The following is a 13,060-nucleotide window of genomic DNA, read 5'->3' on the forward strand; positions in this document are numbered from 1 at the left end:
GCAGCGATCCTCAGGCGAACAGACGGTCGGTATTGATGAAGCCGCGCTCGTTTTCCGGGCGCGAGGTGCGGCAGTGTTCGGCGACGCTGGGGTCGGCGTTCATCCAGCTGAGCTTCAAGGGTTTAGGTGCGTATTCCGGCGACGGGTCCATCGGATGCTGCAGGGCGGTGAGCACCACCAGGGTGTCCATCGGCGCGTACAACTCGATGTAGTCGCCAGCCTTGGAGTTGCCCTCGACGAAGTGAAAGCGCCCGGCGTCGTCGACGTTCACCCGGCTGAACAGGTTGAGGGTCATCAGCAGGTCGGACAGCCCCAACCCCCACTTGCCCAACTCCACCAGCAGGTTGTCCGTGCCGTTGCGGAAGAAGCCGTTGCGCAGTTCCTGATAGCGGCCCTGGCCATATTTTTCCGCCACTTCTTCAGCACAGAGCACGCCGCCAAGGCTATCGCTCCAGCCGCAGGTGTCGGCGGTGATGGCGGCCAGCACGCGGCCCATGTCCGAGTACAGGCAATGGCCGGCGGTGAGCTTGGCGGTGTGTTGGCATTTGAGGCTATCGGGCAGGTTCAGGCGTTCGGTTTTTTCGTTGGCGTTGAGCAACGTCAGGCTGACGTTGGCGCCGCCGCGCAGGTCGGTCAGCCGCAACAGCTGGCCGCGTTTGAGCACGAAGGAACGGTGGCCGCCGCCGGGCAGCATTTCTTCGGCGAAGGGCGGGAACATTTGAGTCGAGTCGGTCATTTTCATATTCCTCTAAGCGATACGAAGCGTGCTTGCCAGTTGCACGGGCAAGGCGTCGACGGCGGCACGGCAGGTGCGGCGGTCGCTGTTCAAAGGGATGTCGTAGGTGATGCGTGCGCCATAGGCACCTGGGGCGTGCGGGTCGAGGCGGACCTTGTCGAACACCAGCAGGCGAGTGCCGAGGCTGAAACCTTCGGACAGGTCATGGGTGACCATGAACACCGTCAGTCGGGTCTCGCGCCACAGCTCCAGCAGCAGGGCATGCATGTCTTTGCGGATGCCCGGATCGAGGGCGCCGAAGGGTTCGTCGAGCAGCAACACCCGCGGCTTCATGATCAGCGCCTGAGCGATGGCGAGGCGTTGTTGCATGCCGCCGGACAGTTGCGCCGGGTACTTGTCCAGCGAGTGACCGAGACCGACTTTGTGCAGCAGCACCGAAGCCTGTTCGCGAGCCTCTTTTTTAGCGCTGCCGAACAGGCGCCCGAGCAAAGGGGATCGCGGCAGTTCCAGGCCGAGGGCGACGTTGTCCAGCACGCTCAGGTGCGGGAACACCGAATAACGCTGGAACACCACGCCACGGCTGGCGTCCGGCTCTGCTGCCAAGGGCTGGCCGTCGAGCAGGATTTCGCCGCGACTGGCTTTTTCCTGGCCGAGCAGCAGGCGCAGGAAGGTTGACTTGCCGCAACCGGAGGCGCCCACCAGGGTGCAGAACTCACCCTCGGCGACGCTCAGGTTCAGGCCTTCGAGCACCACCTGGTCGGCGTATTGCTGCCAGACGTTTTTCACCGTGATGAAACTCATGCCCGCGCTCCTTCATACCAAGGGAATGCACGCAGGGTCAGGCGCTTGAGGCCCCAATCCATCAGCCAGGCAAGCAGGGTGATCCACACCACGTACGGCAGGATCACGTCCATCGCCAGGTAGCGGCGCACCAGGAAAATCCGGTAGCCGAGGCCATCGGTGGAGGCGATGGCTTCGGCGGCGATCAGGAACAGCCACGCCGAACCCAGCATCAGGCGCAGCGAGATCAGCAGGCGTGGCAGCAATTGCGGCAGCACCACCCGCAGCATCAGGGTCCAGGTCGAGGCACCGAGGGTCTGGGCCTTGATCAGCAGTTCCACGGGAATTTCCCGGGCGCGCTGTTCCAGGTCGCGGGCCAGGGCCGGTGTGATGCCGATCACGATCAGCATCACTTTCGACAACTCACCCAAACCGAAGACGATGAACAGGATCGGCAGGATCGCCAGCGGCGGCACCATCGACAGCACGGTCAGCAAGGGTGACAACGGCGCGCCGAACAACGGCAGCGTCCCGGCGGCGATGCCCAGGCACAGACCGGCCAGCGCGCTGATGCCCAGGCCGATGGCCAGGCGTCGCAGGCTGGACGCTGTGTCCTGCCAGAGCAGGTAGTCGCCAGTGCGGCTGTCGGCCACGAAGGCCAGGCGCTGCACCGCGTCGCTCATCTGTACGGCGCTGGGCAGCAGTTTGTCGTTGGGGTTATCCGCCAGGCGCTCCGCCGAGCCCATGAAGTAGGCGAACAGCAGCAGGGCGAAGGGCAGGATCACCAGCAACAGGCGGCTCGGGCGATCAGGGTGGCGATTGATCAGGCGCATGGCCAAGTCCTCTGGTTACAACTTGGCGTCGGCAGCCATCTGCACGTAACTGGGGTCGAAGCGCAGCTTGAGGTTGCCCTTGTCGCCGCTGGTCACGCCGTTGGCGAAGGCCATGCCCACCGCGCTGGTGTCTTTGGCGCCTTCACCGAGCAAGCCGTGCTGGAAGGAAAACTCGGCCACCTTGCGCATGGTTTCCGGCAGTTGTTTGCTGGTGCTGAACGCCAGGGCTTCCTGCGGGGTGGCGAACAATTTGGTGGTGTCCAGTTGCGCCTGGAAACCGGCCAGGTCGGTGCCCGAGGCTTTGGCCATGTGCTCCAGTGCGGCCTTGCCCGCGGCGTTTTTCGCATTCATCAACTCGACCACTTCGAACCAGGCGCCGGTCAGCGCCTTGCCCAGGGCCGGGTTGTCCTTGAGGGTCTGGGAGTTGACCACCATCATGTCCATGATCTCGCCGGGGATCTGGCTGGAATTGAACACCTCGGTCACCCCGGGCTGGGCCTTGATGTCCGAAAGCATCGGGTTCCAGGTGGTGACGGCGCTGACCTGATCGGTGTTGAAAGCGGCGGAGATATCGGCGTCGGAGGTGTTGACCACTTTCAGGTCTTTCTCGGTGAGGTCCACCGAATCCAGGGCCCTGGCCAGCAGGTAGTGCGACACCGAAAGCTCGACCAGATTGACATCGGTGCCCTTGAGGTCGGCGACTTTCTTGCCTTCGCCCTTGAGCACGATGCCGTCGTTGCCGTTGGAGAAGTCGCTGACGATCAGCGCAGTGCTGTCGACGCCGCCAGCGGCCGGAATGGTCAGCGCATCCATGTTGGTCATGGTGCAGCCATCGAACTGGCCGGCGGTGTACTGGTTGATCGATTCGACGTAGTCATTGAGCTGGACCACATCGATCTTGATGCCGTACTTCTTCGCCCACTTGTCGACGATGCCTTGGCTGCCGGCGTATTCCCAGGGCATCCAGCCGGCATAGATCGTCCAGCAGACGCTGAACTGGTCTTTCTGGGCGGCGGGGGACGAGAGGCTCACCAGGGCGGCGAAGGCAGCGGCGAGCAGGGCGGGTAAACGATGCTGGGACATGGTGGTTCTCCAGTTGATCAAGGGCGGACAGGAAGGCAGCGGCACCGCGAACGGTGGCTTGTCTCCCGGGCTTTTGTCCCGCCGTGTAACCTCAACTGGAGGTCGCCAACTCTCGGACCAGCCACTCGCGCTTGCGAGCCGGAACCCTAGTCAGCCATTGCAAATTGTGGTGCCGCGAACCTGTGTTGACTCCTGCACGCATTTGCTAAAGCGAGAGCCGTGCCAAGTCGGTTGAAGCGCTCTGGCATGCGGGATTGATCGACTGAAGTGCTAGCAAGGCTGCTTGCGCCTGCCTTGTGATGGTGCGTGGGTGCACCGCAATGGGACGTGCTGGCCAGCGTTAATAGATGAAAAACCTTTCATCGGCGAGATGTTTCAACGTGTTGCAGGAACGCACCAGATCTCAGATTCGAGGTCTGATCTATCGACAGTTGGAACATTTGGCTGTCGCCTGCCAGCGTCGCTGGTTTGGCTCATTCGCGGTCCAGGAGGCCGCTATGCATCGACAAATTCTTCTCATTGCCGTGTTGGGTTTGTTCCTGGGTGGTTGTGTGCCTTATTCCGATGGAGGAGCCGGTTACTACAGGTCCGAGGTCTATACCTCGCCAGCGCCTTATTACGCCGGTGGAGGCTCCTATTATTCCAACGGCGGTGGTTATTACACACCACCACGCCGGTACTACGCGCCGCCTGCCCGGTATTACCAGCCAACGCCGCGCTATTACCACCAGCCGCGGGTTTATCAACCGGCGCCACGCTATTACCAACCGGCACCTCGCTATTACCAGGCTCGCCCAGACTACCGGGCACATGGTTGGGACGGCCGTAACCGCGGCGGCTGGAACAACGATAACCGGGGTGGACGCAACAACAAGCACGGTGGTCGAGGTGACCATAACGGTCGCGGCAACCACCGCTAGTCTCATGCATTAACGCAATACCTTGTGGGAGCGGGCTTGCTCGCGAAGGCGGAGTGTCAGACAACGGTAATGTCGACTGATACTCCGCCTTCGCGAGCAAGCCCGCTCCCACATTTAGTTTCAGTAATTCGACAGATCCGCCAGTGGATGACGCCCTTCCCAGACCTTGTGAAAGTGCGCCTCCACCACCGCATCCGGCACGTTGTTGACGTCCGGCCAGTGCCAGTGGGGTTTCTGGTCCTTGTCGAGCAACCGCGCGCGCACGCCTTCGCTGAATTCGGGATGGCGACAGCAGTTGAGGCTCAGGGTGTATTCCATCTCGAAGACTTGCGCCAGCGACAGGTGGCGGGCGCGTTTGATCTGTTCCCATACCAGATGCGCGGTCAGCGGCGAGCCTTCGATCAGGTTGCGCGCCGCGCGGTTGAGCAGCGGGTCGGCGTGATCGCGCAGGGTGGCGATGGCCTTCCAGGCGCAACGCACATCACTGACATCCAGCAGTTCATCGATCTGCTGGCGGCGTGGCAGCCACTGGGCTTCGGGCATCTGCGCAACCGCCTCCTGCTGCAAGGCCTTGAGCAGGCTGTTGAGCTGCATCGGCGTCTGTTCCTGCCAGTTCAACTGCAGCAGGCCTTCGATCAGCTGTGGCTGTTGCTCATCGAGCAGGAAACGATCAGCCAGGTCCAGATCGATCGCATCGCGACCGTTCATGTGGGCACCGGTCAAGCCGAGAAACAATCCGAGCTTGCCGGGCAAGCGTGACAGGAACCAACTGGCGCCGACGTCCGGGTACAGGCCGATGGTGATCTCCGGCATGGCCAGCCGGCTGCTCGGCGTGACAATCCGGATGCTCGCCCCCTGCAAGAGCCCCATGCCGCCGCCGAGCACATAACCGTGCCCCCAGCAGATCAACGGTTTGGGATAGGTATGCAGGCTGAAGTCCAGCCGATACTCCGCGGCGAAGAAGTTGGCGGCCAGGGGTGGCACTTCGCCCGGATGGGCACGACAGGCCTCGACCAGACTGCGCACTTCACCGCCGGCGCAGAAGGCCTTGATGCCTTTGCCGCGCAGTAGGACGCAAACGATTTGCGGTTCCTTGGCCCAGGCGTCCAACCTGTCGCGCAGGGCGTTGATCATCGGCAGGGACAGGGCGTTCAACGATTGCTCGGCATCCAGGGTGGCAATGCCGATACGGGCGCCGTCAGTGCCGGTGAGTTCTTCGAAGTGCAGATTCATCGGTGACCTCGCTGGGGAATTTGAGGGGTAAGTATGATCGCTGTGTGGGAAAGTGCCGGATCTGCGTCAGATCAATTGACAAGCGTGATGGGCTTTCCTAGGGTTCGCCCCATTGTTTTTGCCGGATGTAACCATGACTGCTGACGACCGTATCAAACTCGAACCGAGCTGGAAGGAGGCACTGCGTGCCGAATTCGACCAGCCCTACATGGCAGAGTTGCGAAAATTCCTCCAGGACGAGCGGGCGGCGGGCAAGGAAATCTATCCGCCGGGCCCGATGATCTTCAACGCGCTCAATTCCACGCCGCTGGACAAGGTCAAGGTGGTCATTCTCGGCCAGGACCCCTATCACGGCCCGGGCCAGGCCCACGGCCTGTGCTTCTCGGTGCAACCGGGCGTGCCGGCGCCGCCATCGCTGGTCAATATCTATAAAGAGTTGAAGCGCGACCTGAACATCGACATCCCCAGCCACGGCTACCTGCAAAGCTGGGCCGAGCAGGGCGTGTTGATGCTCAATACCACCATGACCGTGGAGCGTGCCAACGCCAATGCGCACAAGGACAAGGGCTGGCAGTTTTTCACCGACCGGATCATTGAAGTGGTCAGCCAGCAGCAACCGCACCTGGTGTTCATGCTGTGGGGCGCCCATGCCCAGAGCAAACAGAAGCTGATCGATGCCACCAAGCACCTGGTGCTGACCTCGGTGCACCCGTCACCGCTGTCGGCCTATCGAGGTTTTCTCGGGTGCGGGCACTTCAGCCGGACCAACAAGTTTCTGGAGCAGAATGGCGAGACGCCAATCGAGTGGCGATTGCCGCCGATTTGAAAAAAGCATCGCCAGCAGGCTGGCTCCCACACTGGATCTTCAGTGTTCACACAATCAAGGTGGGAGCCAGCCTGCTGGCGATGAATTCAACGCGGTCTTTACTCTGGATTGCGGTTCCAGTACTTGAACAACGGCTCCGCCAGAAACAACACAAACAACAACCGCATCACCTGCATCGCCGTCACCAATGGCACCGACAATTGCAAGGTTTCCGCCGTCAGGCTCATCTCGGCGATCCCGCCGGGCATCATGCCCAGCGTCAGCGAACGCAAATCCAGGTGGGTCAGCGCACTCAAGCCCAGCGCCGCCGCCGTGGCGATCAGCATGGTCAGCACCGTACCGATCAACGTCCGCCCCATGAACGATGGCGCACGCCGGAAAAACTGCCGATTGAAGTGGCAGCCCAGGCCGCTGCCGATCAGCCATTGGCCGATCTGGCTGCCGCCGTTGGGCAAGCCGATGTGCAGGTCCCAACCGATGCTCACCGCTGCGCTCACCAGCAAGGGGCCGAACAACCAGGGATTGGGTTGGCGCAGGCGTTCCCAGATCCAGGCCGCCAGCGCCCCCGCCGGAAACAACAACGCCAACCAGTACCAATCGATGCTGCCCGCGTGGGAAATCGGCGCACCGTCGCCCAACAGATACTTGAACGCCGCCGGTACGCACAGCACCACCACCAGCACCCGCAGGCTTTGCCCGGCAGCCACCCGACTGAGTACCGCGCCATTGCGCGCGCCGAGGTTGACCATCTCCCCGGAGCCGCCGGGCATGCTGGAAAAAAATGCCGTGGCGCGATCTTCGCCGGTACGGCGCATCAACCACACCCCGACCACCGCCGACAGGCTGGTGACCAGGGCGCCGAAGAAGATCAGGCCGAAATGACTCAGTACTTGCTCCATCACCACCGGGGTAAAGTGCAGGCCGATGCCGATGCCGACGATCCACTGGCCACACTTGCGCCCGCCAGGGATTTCCGCCAGTTGCCAGGGTGTCAGGCAGCGCACGAGGATGATCGCCAGCAACGAGCCGACCATCCACGGCAAAGGCCAGCCGACCTGGCTGGCGAGGAAACCGCCCAGCAGGCCGACCAGCGGGGTTCCCCACCAGAGTTTGAAGGGAGACCTATCGGACATCGGCGATAACGCGTTGCGCGGCCGCGCGTTTGCGCCAGATGCGGATGATCGGCATCAACAGCATGATCGCCGTCAGGACCCAGCAACCGAACGTGATCGGGCTCGACCAGAGGATGTCCAGCGCACCGTTGGAAATCGACAGGGCGCGGCGCAGGTTCTGTTCCATCAGGCCGCCGAGGATGAACCCCAGCAAGACTGGCGACAGCGGGAAGTCCAGCTTGCGCAGGATGTAACCGAAGATGCCGATGCCGATCATCAGGAACAGGTCGAAGGTGGTGGCGTGCACCGCGTAGACGCCGATCCCGGTAATGATCGCGATCACTGGCACCAGCGCCCAGTTCGGCACGGCGAGGATACGGGTGAAGATGCGGATCATCGGGATGTTGAGGATCACCAGCATCACGTTGGCGATGAACAACGACGCGATCAGGCCCCAGACGATGTCCGGTTGCTGTTGGAACAGCAGCGGCCCTGGCGTGATGTTGTACAGCGACAGGGCACCGATCATCACCGCCGTGGTACCCGAGCCCGGAACGCCGAGGGTCAGCATCGGCACCAGCGCACCGCAGGCCGCGCCGCCGATGGCGGTTTCCGGGGCCGCGAGGCCGCGCATGTCACCCTGGCCGAAGGTGCCCTTGGCGCCCGCCATGCGTTTTTCGGTCATGTAGGCCACGGCGCTGGCCAGGGTTGCACCGGCACCGGGCAACACGCCCATGATGAAACCCAGTACGCCGCAACGGATGTTCACCACGAACACCGATGCCGCTTCCTTGAAGTTGAACATCATGCGCCCGGTGGCTTTCACCGCTTCCTGGCCGTGGTGGGTTTTCTCCAGCAGCAGGAGGATCTCGCTGATGGAGAACAGGCCCAGCACCAGCACGACGAACTGGATGCCGTCGGTCAGGTGGATGTTGTCCCCGGTGAAGCGGTACACGCCGCTGTTGGCGTCGATGCCGACCGTCGACAGGAAGAGGCCGATCAGCGCCGCGATGAAGGTTTTCAACGGTCGATCACCGGCCATGCCGCCAAGGCAGACAATCGCGAACACCATCAGCACGAAGTATTCCGCGGGGCCGAAGGCGATCGCCCATTTCGCCAGCAGCGGGGCGAACAGCACCATGCCGCAGGTGGCGATGAAGGCACCGATGAACGAGCTCCACGCCGACAGCGACAACGCCACACCGGCCAAGCCTTTGCGGGCCATCGGGTAGCCGTCGAGGGTGGTCATCACGGTGGAGGCTTCGCCCGGAATGTTCAGCAGGATCGAGCTGATCCGCCCGCCATATTCGCAACCCAGGTACACCGCCGCCAGCAGGATCAGCGCCGACTCAGGTGGCAGGCCGAGGGCGAATGCGATGGGGATCAGCAGCGCCACGCCGTTGATCGGCCCCAGGCCCGGCAACAGGCCGACCACGGTGCCGATCAGGGTGCCGCACAAGGCGGTCACCAGGTTGTACGGGCTCAGCGCGACGCCGAAGCCCTGACCCAAATAGCCAAGAGTATCCATATCAGTTCTCCAGAACGTCGAGCACGCCCAGGGGCAGCGGCACGTCCATCAACTTGTCGAACAGCAGGTAGAGGCCGACGGCCATCAGACTGATGATCACGCTGCTTGGCACCCAGCGACCGCCGTACAGACGGGCCATGGGCACGCCGATCAGGATGCTGGCGACGATGAACCCCAGGGGTTCGAAAGTGCCGGCGAACACCAGCAACAGCACCACACAGATACCGATCTTGGTCAGGGTTTCGCGATCCAGCGGCGGCTCGTCATCACTGTGCTTGATCGGTGCCGGACGGAACACCATGTACAACAGCGCCGAGCCCATCAGGCCCAGCATCAACAGCGGAAAGGCCCGAGGCCCCACCGGTTCGTAGGAAAAAGCCGCTTGATACGGCCAGGCCATCAGCGCCAGGCCGACACAGGCCAGCAACAGCACCGAAGCAAAAATGCGTTGTAAGAGCATGGGGAACTCCTGTGCCGCGGCTCCGCCAGACGGAGCCGCAGCCGCTAGACAGAGACGATCACTGGATCAGGCCGAACTCTTTGGCCAGCACTTTGTAGTCCGCTACCTGCTTTTTCACGTAGGTGTCCAGCTCCTGGCCGGTCATGGCGAACGGGAACAGTTCACGCTGATCGCGCAGCTTGGCGAACTCGGGCGAGGCCAGCAGTTTGTCGAAGGAATCTTTCCACCAGGCGTAGTCTTCATCGCTGACTTTTGGCCCGAGGTAGAAACCGCGCACCACTGGCCAGACGATGTCGTAGCCTTGCTCGCGGGCGGTCGGAATGTCTTTCATTTCCGGCTCGTCCAGGCGCTTGTCGGAGAACACTGCCAGCAGGCGCATGTCGCCGCTCTGGATGTGCGGCATGGAGTCGGAGATGTCGGTGCTGCCGACCTGGATGTGGCCGCCGAGCAGGGCGGTGGCGATTTCACCGCCGCCTTCGAGGGCGACGTAACGCAGGTCACGCGGGTTGATCCCGGCGGCCTTGGCGATCAGGGCTGTCTGCATCCAGTCCTGGCTGCCGACGGTGCCGCCGGAACCGATCACCACTTTGCTCGGATCTTTTTTCAGCGCCTGCACCAGATCGTCGAGGTTCTTGTAGGGCGAATCGCTTTTCACCGCGATGGCGCCGTAGCTGGTGCCGACGGCGGCCAGCCAGCGCACGTTGGTTTCATCGAAACGACCGAACTTGCCCTGGGCCAGGTTCAGCAGCGAACCGCTGGACCAGGCCACCAGCGTGCCGGCATCGGCCGGGCGCTGGGCGACCACTGCGTTGTAGGCCACCGCGCCGACACCGCCGGGCATGTAGGTCACGCGCATCGGCTTGGTCAGCAGCTTTTCGTTGACCAGTGCGCTCTGCGCCAGTTTGCAGGTCAGGTCGAAACCGCCGCCGGGCGAGGCCGGGGCGATGCATTCCGGGCGCTTGGGCTCAGCCATCAGTTGGCCGGCAAACAGCATGACGCTGGCGGCGAGGGCGAAACGGCGCAGTGATCCATTCATTGTTGTCTCCACGGGAGTTGTTGTTTTTGGGGATGTTTCAGATGCGGCGGTTTCGCTTCGCGCAGCCGATGACGGCGCCGGCAAGCGTAAACGATGGGGAGCGGGAAAAGGGGCGGGGCGGGCAAATCTGGCGCTGGGTGGACAGCATGGCGAAGTACCTCGTTATTGTTCTTATTGGCGAAAACGCATCGAGGCGTTTTTCGGGAGCTACATTTCAAAGCAGGATCGATGGCTGCGATCGAAACCATCCGTAACTCGACTCTAACGGTCGAACCTTTCGCTAACCTTTCATCGGGGTTTCAAGGTTTTTCGGGCTTCACAGAGGTGAATGCCGCTGTAAACTCCGCGCCAAACAATGGCGTCGACCATCCCTGAACGAGGTAATGATCCATGCGTGTCCTGCTCGTCGAAGACCATCTGCAGCTCGCCGAAAGCGTCGCCCAGGCGCTCAAGAGCACCGGCTTGACCGTGGATGTGCTGCACGACGGTGTCGCGGCCGACCTGGCGCTGGGCAGCGAGGAATACGCCATGGCGATTCTCGACGTCGGCCTGCCGCGCATGGATGGTTTCGAGGTGCTGGCGCGCCTGCGTGCCCGCGGCAAGAACCTTCCGGTGTTGATGCTCACCGCCCGCAGCGACGTCAAGGATCGGGTCCATGGCCTGAACCTGGGCGCCGACGATTACCTGGCCAAGCCTTTCGAGCTCACCGAACTCGAAGCCCGGGTCAAGGCCTTGCTGCGCCGCAGCGTGTTGGGAGGAGAGCGTCTGCAGCGCTGTGGTGTGCTGGCCTACGACCTGGAGACGCGGCGCTTCACTCTCGGTGAGGAGTTGCTGACCCTGACCTCCCGCGAGCAGGCGGTACTCGAAGCCCTGATCGCCCGTCCCGGCCGGGTGATGAGCAAGGAACAACTGGCCTCGCAGGTCTTCGGCCTGGACGAGGAGGCCAGTCCCGACGCCATCGAAATCTACGTACATCGCTTGCGCAAGAAACTCGACGGCCACCCGGTAGCCATCGTCACGTTCCGCGGTCTCGGTTATCTGCTGGAAAGTCGTGATGCATAAGGCCAGCAGCCTGCGTTGGCGGTTGCTGTGGAACCTGGCGCTGTTGCTGGTGGTATTGATGCTGGCCAGTGGCTTGAGCGCTTACTGGAACGGGCGCGAAGCGGCCGACACGGCCTATGACCGGACGTTGCTGGCCTCGGCGCGGACCATCGCCGCCGGCCTGTCCGAGCGTGATGGCAGCCTTAGCCTGGACGTGCCTTATGTGGCCCTCGACACGTTCGCCTACGACAGTGCGGGGCGGATTTTCTACCTGGTCAACGACATCAACCAGAAGCTGATTTCCGGCTACGAAAACCTGCCGGCCCCGCCACCCGGTACGCCGCGAACCGACGACTACCCTGCGCTGGCGCGTTTTTACAATGCGACTTACCAGGGGCAGAACGTGCGCGTGGTCAGCCTGCTCAAGGCGGTCAGCGAGCCGAACATGAACGGCATGGCGGAAATTCGCGTGGCGGAGACCGATGAGGCCCGCGTCAGCATGGCCCGCAGTCTGGCCGGCGATACTTTGCTGCGCCTGGGCATGCTGGCGATCGGGGCCTTGATGATCGTGTGGTTTGCGGTCAGTGCGGCGCTGCGTCCGCTGGAGCGTTTGCGCACCGCGGTGGAGGAGCGTCAGCCCGATGACCTGCGGCCGTTGCCCCTGGTCGAAGTGCAGCGCGAACTGTGGCCACTGGTGCGCGCACTCAATCATTTCACCGAGCGCCTGCGCGGGCAGTTCGAGAAACAGGCGCAATTCATCGCCGATGCCGCCCACGAACTGCGCACGCCGTTGGCGGCACTCAAGGCCCGGCTGGAATTGGGCTTGCGCTCGAGCGATGCGCAAACCTGGCGCAGTACGCTGGAAACCGCCGCCCAGGGCACGGATCGCCTGACCCACCTGGCCAATCAACTGCTCTCGCTGGCCCGGGTGGAAAACGGTGCCAGGGCGATTGCCGAGGGCGGCGCGCAATTGCTCGACCTCAGTCAGTTGGCGCGTGAGCTGGGCATGGCCATGGCGCCGCTGGCCCACAAGCGCGGCGTGGCCCTGGCGCTGGAAGCGGACGAGCCGGTCTGGTTGCGCGGCGAACCGACGCTGCTCAACGAACTGTTGAGCAACCTGGTGGATAACGCCCTGGCCCATACGCCTGCGGGTGGCAACGTGATCTTGCGGGTGTCGGCCCCGGCGGTGCTGGAGGTCGAGGATGATGGGCCGGGGATTCCCCTTGATGAGCGGGATCGGGTGTTTGAACGGTTCTACCGGCGCAATCAGCAGGTGGCGGGGTCAGGGTTGGGGTTGGCGATTGTTGGCGAAATTTGTCGTGCGCACCTGGCGCAGATCAGCCTGCATGATGGGGAGAAGGCGGGGTTGAAGGTGCGGGTGAGTTTTATGGCAGGGGAATGATGGGGCCTGTTCTGGCCATATCGCCAGCAGGCTGGCTCCCACAAGGATCTGTGGCGTTACATAAATCCCT

At 62.7% G+C, this 13,060-nt stretch carries 13 protein-coding genes and 1 riboswitch; of the genes, 4 read left to right on the plus strand and 9 right to left on the minus strand.

Translation table 11 applies throughout. From position 1 onward, the window contains the following. Positions 1 to 10 precede the first annotated feature (10 nt). Genes NPS56_RS03615 through NPS56_RS03630 form a run of 4 tightly spaced genes read right to left on the minus strand, consistent with a single transcriptional unit; the run spans position 11 to position 3,432 of the window. The gene (locus NPS56_RS03615; RefSeq protein WP_274073501.1) at positions 11 to 736 is read right to left on the minus strand and encodes an urea amidolyase associated protein UAAP1; all 726 of its coding nucleotides are present in this window, start codon (positions 734 to 736) and stop codon (positions 11 to 13) included. A 12-nt stretch (positions 737 to 748) separates the two neighbouring features. Then, entirely contained in the window at positions 749 to 1,537 is a 789-nt protein-coding gene (locus NPS56_RS03620; RefSeq protein ID WP_274073502.1) for an ABC transporter ATP-binding protein, read from the minus strand. After that, positions 1,534 to 2,349: an ABC transporter permease gene (locus tag NPS56_RS03625; protein ID WP_274073503.1), complete on the minus strand. Its 816-nt coding sequence runs from the start codon at positions 2,347 to 2,349 to the stop codon at positions 1,534 to 1,536. The genes NPS56_RS03620 and NPS56_RS03625 overlap by 4 nt, the downstream gene beginning before the upstream one ends. Before the next feature lie 15 nt (positions 2,350 to 2,364). After that, on the minus strand, positions 2,365 to 3,432 hold the full coding sequence (locus NPS56_RS03630; protein ID WP_274073504.1) for a putative urea ABC transporter substrate-binding protein: 1,068 nt from the start codon (positions 3,430 to 3,432) through the stop codon (positions 2,365 to 2,367). A 60-nt stretch (positions 3,433 to 3,492) separates the two neighbouring features. Further along, positions 3,493 to 3,593, minus strand: a riboswitch (guanidine-I (ykkC/yxkD leader). A gap of 336 nt (positions 3,594 to 3,929) precedes the next feature. On the opposite strand from NPS56_RS03630, the gene NPS56_RS03635 reads away from it, so the two are divergent. Continuing rightward, positions 3,930 to 4,352, plus strand: coding sequence for a hypothetical protein (locus tag NPS56_RS03635; RefSeq protein WP_274073505.1), 423 nt, complete (start codon positions 3,930 to 3,932; stop codon positions 4,350 to 4,352). Between the two features lie 120 nt (positions 4,353 to 4,472). Here the strand turns inward: NPS56_RS03635 and NPS56_RS03640 are convergent, their stop codons facing one another. Continuing rightward, positions 4,473 to 5,585, minus strand: coding sequence for an enoyl-CoA hydratase/isomerase family protein (locus NPS56_RS03640; protein WP_274073506.1), 1,113 nt, complete (start codon positions 5,583 to 5,585; stop codon positions 4,473 to 4,475). A 133-nt stretch (positions 5,586 to 5,718) separates the two neighbouring features. Here NPS56_RS03640 and ung point away from each other — a divergent pair, with 133 nt between their 5' ends. Next, positions 5,719 to 6,411: a uracil-DNA glycosylase gene (gene ung / locus NPS56_RS03645; protein WP_274073507.1), complete on the plus strand. Its 693-nt coding sequence runs from the start codon at positions 5,719 to 5,721 to the stop codon at positions 6,409 to 6,411. 98 nt (positions 6,412 to 6,509) lie between these two features. Here ung and NPS56_RS03650 read toward each other — a convergent pair whose 3' ends face one another. The 4 genes from NPS56_RS03650 to NPS56_RS03665 are packed head-to-tail and all read right to left on the minus strand — an operon-like array spanning position 6,510 to position 10,547. Then, positions 6,510 to 7,544 (minus strand): AbrB family transcriptional regulator, encoded by a 1,035-nt coding sequence (locus tag NPS56_RS03650; RefSeq protein WP_274073508.1) that lies wholly within the window; start codon positions 7,542 to 7,544, stop codon positions 6,510 to 6,512. Then, the gene (locus NPS56_RS03655; protein ID WP_274073509.1) at positions 7,534 to 9,051 is read right to left on the minus strand and encodes a tripartite tricarboxylate transporter permease; all 1,518 of its coding nucleotides are present in this window, start codon (positions 9,049 to 9,051) and stop codon (positions 7,534 to 7,536) included. Before NPS56_RS03655 ends, NPS56_RS03650 begins: the two co-directional genes overlap by 11 nt. A 1-nt stretch (position 9,052) precedes the next feature. Further along, on the minus strand, positions 9,053 to 9,511 hold the full coding sequence (locus NPS56_RS03660) for a tripartite tricarboxylate transporter TctB family protein (RefSeq protein WP_274073510.1): 459 nt from the start codon (positions 9,509 to 9,511) through the stop codon (positions 9,053 to 9,055). A 58-nt stretch (positions 9,512 to 9,569) separates the two neighbouring features. Next, a complete protein-coding gene (locus NPS56_RS03665; RefSeq protein ID WP_274073511.1) occupies positions 9,570 to 10,547 on the minus strand; it encodes a Bug family tripartite tricarboxylate transporter substrate binding protein in 978 nt (325 codons plus the stop codon). Between the two features lie 390 nt (positions 10,548 to 10,937). Between NPS56_RS03665 and NPS56_RS03670 the strand changes: the two genes are divergently transcribed. Then, on the plus strand, positions 10,938 to 11,609 hold the full coding sequence (locus tag NPS56_RS03670; protein ID WP_008055965.1) for a response regulator: 672 nt from the start codon (positions 10,938 to 10,940) through the stop codon (positions 11,607 to 11,609). Further along, entirely contained in the window at positions 11,602 to 12,990 is a 1,389-nt protein-coding gene (locus tag NPS56_RS03675; protein WP_274073512.1) for a sensor histidine kinase, read from the plus strand. Before NPS56_RS03670 ends, NPS56_RS03675 begins: the two co-directional genes overlap by 8 nt. The last annotated feature ends 70 nt before the right edge of the window (positions 12,991 to 13,060 follow it).

It is taken from the genome of Pseudomonas putida, assembly GCF_028682635.1.
Lineage (GTDB): Bacteria > Pseudomonadota > Gammaproteobacteria > Pseudomonadales > Pseudomonadaceae > Aquipseudomonas > Aquipseudomonas putida_AE.

Coding starts and splice junctions, on each gene's coding strand:
- NPS56_RS03615 (WP_274073501.1), bottom strand. CDS start 736: ATGACCGACTCGACTCAAATGTTCCCGCCCTTCGCCGAAGAAATGCTG.
- NPS56_RS03620 (WP_274073502.1), bottom strand. CDS start 1,537: ATGAGTTTCATCACGGTGAAAAACGTCTGGCAGCAATACGCCGACCAG.
- NPS56_RS03625 (WP_274073503.1), bottom strand. CDS start 2,349: ATGCGCCTGATCAATCGCCACCCTGATCGCCCGAGCCGCCTGTTGCTG.
- NPS56_RS03630 (WP_274073504.1), bottom strand. CDS start 3,432: ATGTCCCAGCATCGTTTACCCGCCCTGCTCGCCGCTGCCTTCGCCGCC.
- NPS56_RS03635 (WP_274073505.1), top strand. CDS start 3,930: ATGCATCGACAAATTCTTCTCATTGCCGTGTTGGGTTTGTTCCTGGGT.
- NPS56_RS03640 (WP_274073506.1), bottom strand. CDS start 5,585: ATGAATCTGCACTTCGAAGAACTCACCGGCACTGACGGCGCCCGTATC.
- ung (WP_274073507.1), top strand. CDS start 5,719: ATGACTGCTGACGACCGTATCAAACTCGAACCGAGCTGGAAGGAGGCA.
- NPS56_RS03650 (WP_274073508.1), bottom strand. CDS start 7,544: ATGTCCGATAGGTCTCCCTTCAAACTCTGGTGGGGAACCCCGCTGGTC.
- NPS56_RS03655 (WP_274073509.1), bottom strand. CDS start 9,051: ATGGATACTCTTGGCTATTTGGGTCAGGGCTTCGGCGTCGCGCTGAGC.
- NPS56_RS03660 (WP_274073510.1), bottom strand. CDS start 9,511: ATGCTCTTACAACGCATTTTTGCTTCGGTGCTGTTGCTGGCCTGTGTC.
- NPS56_RS03665 (WP_274073511.1), bottom strand. CDS start 10,547: ATGAATGGATCACTGCGCCGTTTCGCCCTCGCCGCCAGCGTCATGCTG.
- NPS56_RS03670 (WP_008055965.1), top strand. CDS start 10,938: ATGCGTGTCCTGCTCGTCGAAGACCATCTGCAGCTCGCCGAAAGCGTC.
- NPS56_RS03675 (WP_274073512.1), top strand. CDS start 11,602: ATGCATAAGGCCAGCAGCCTGCGTTGGCGGTTGCTGTGGAACCTGGCG.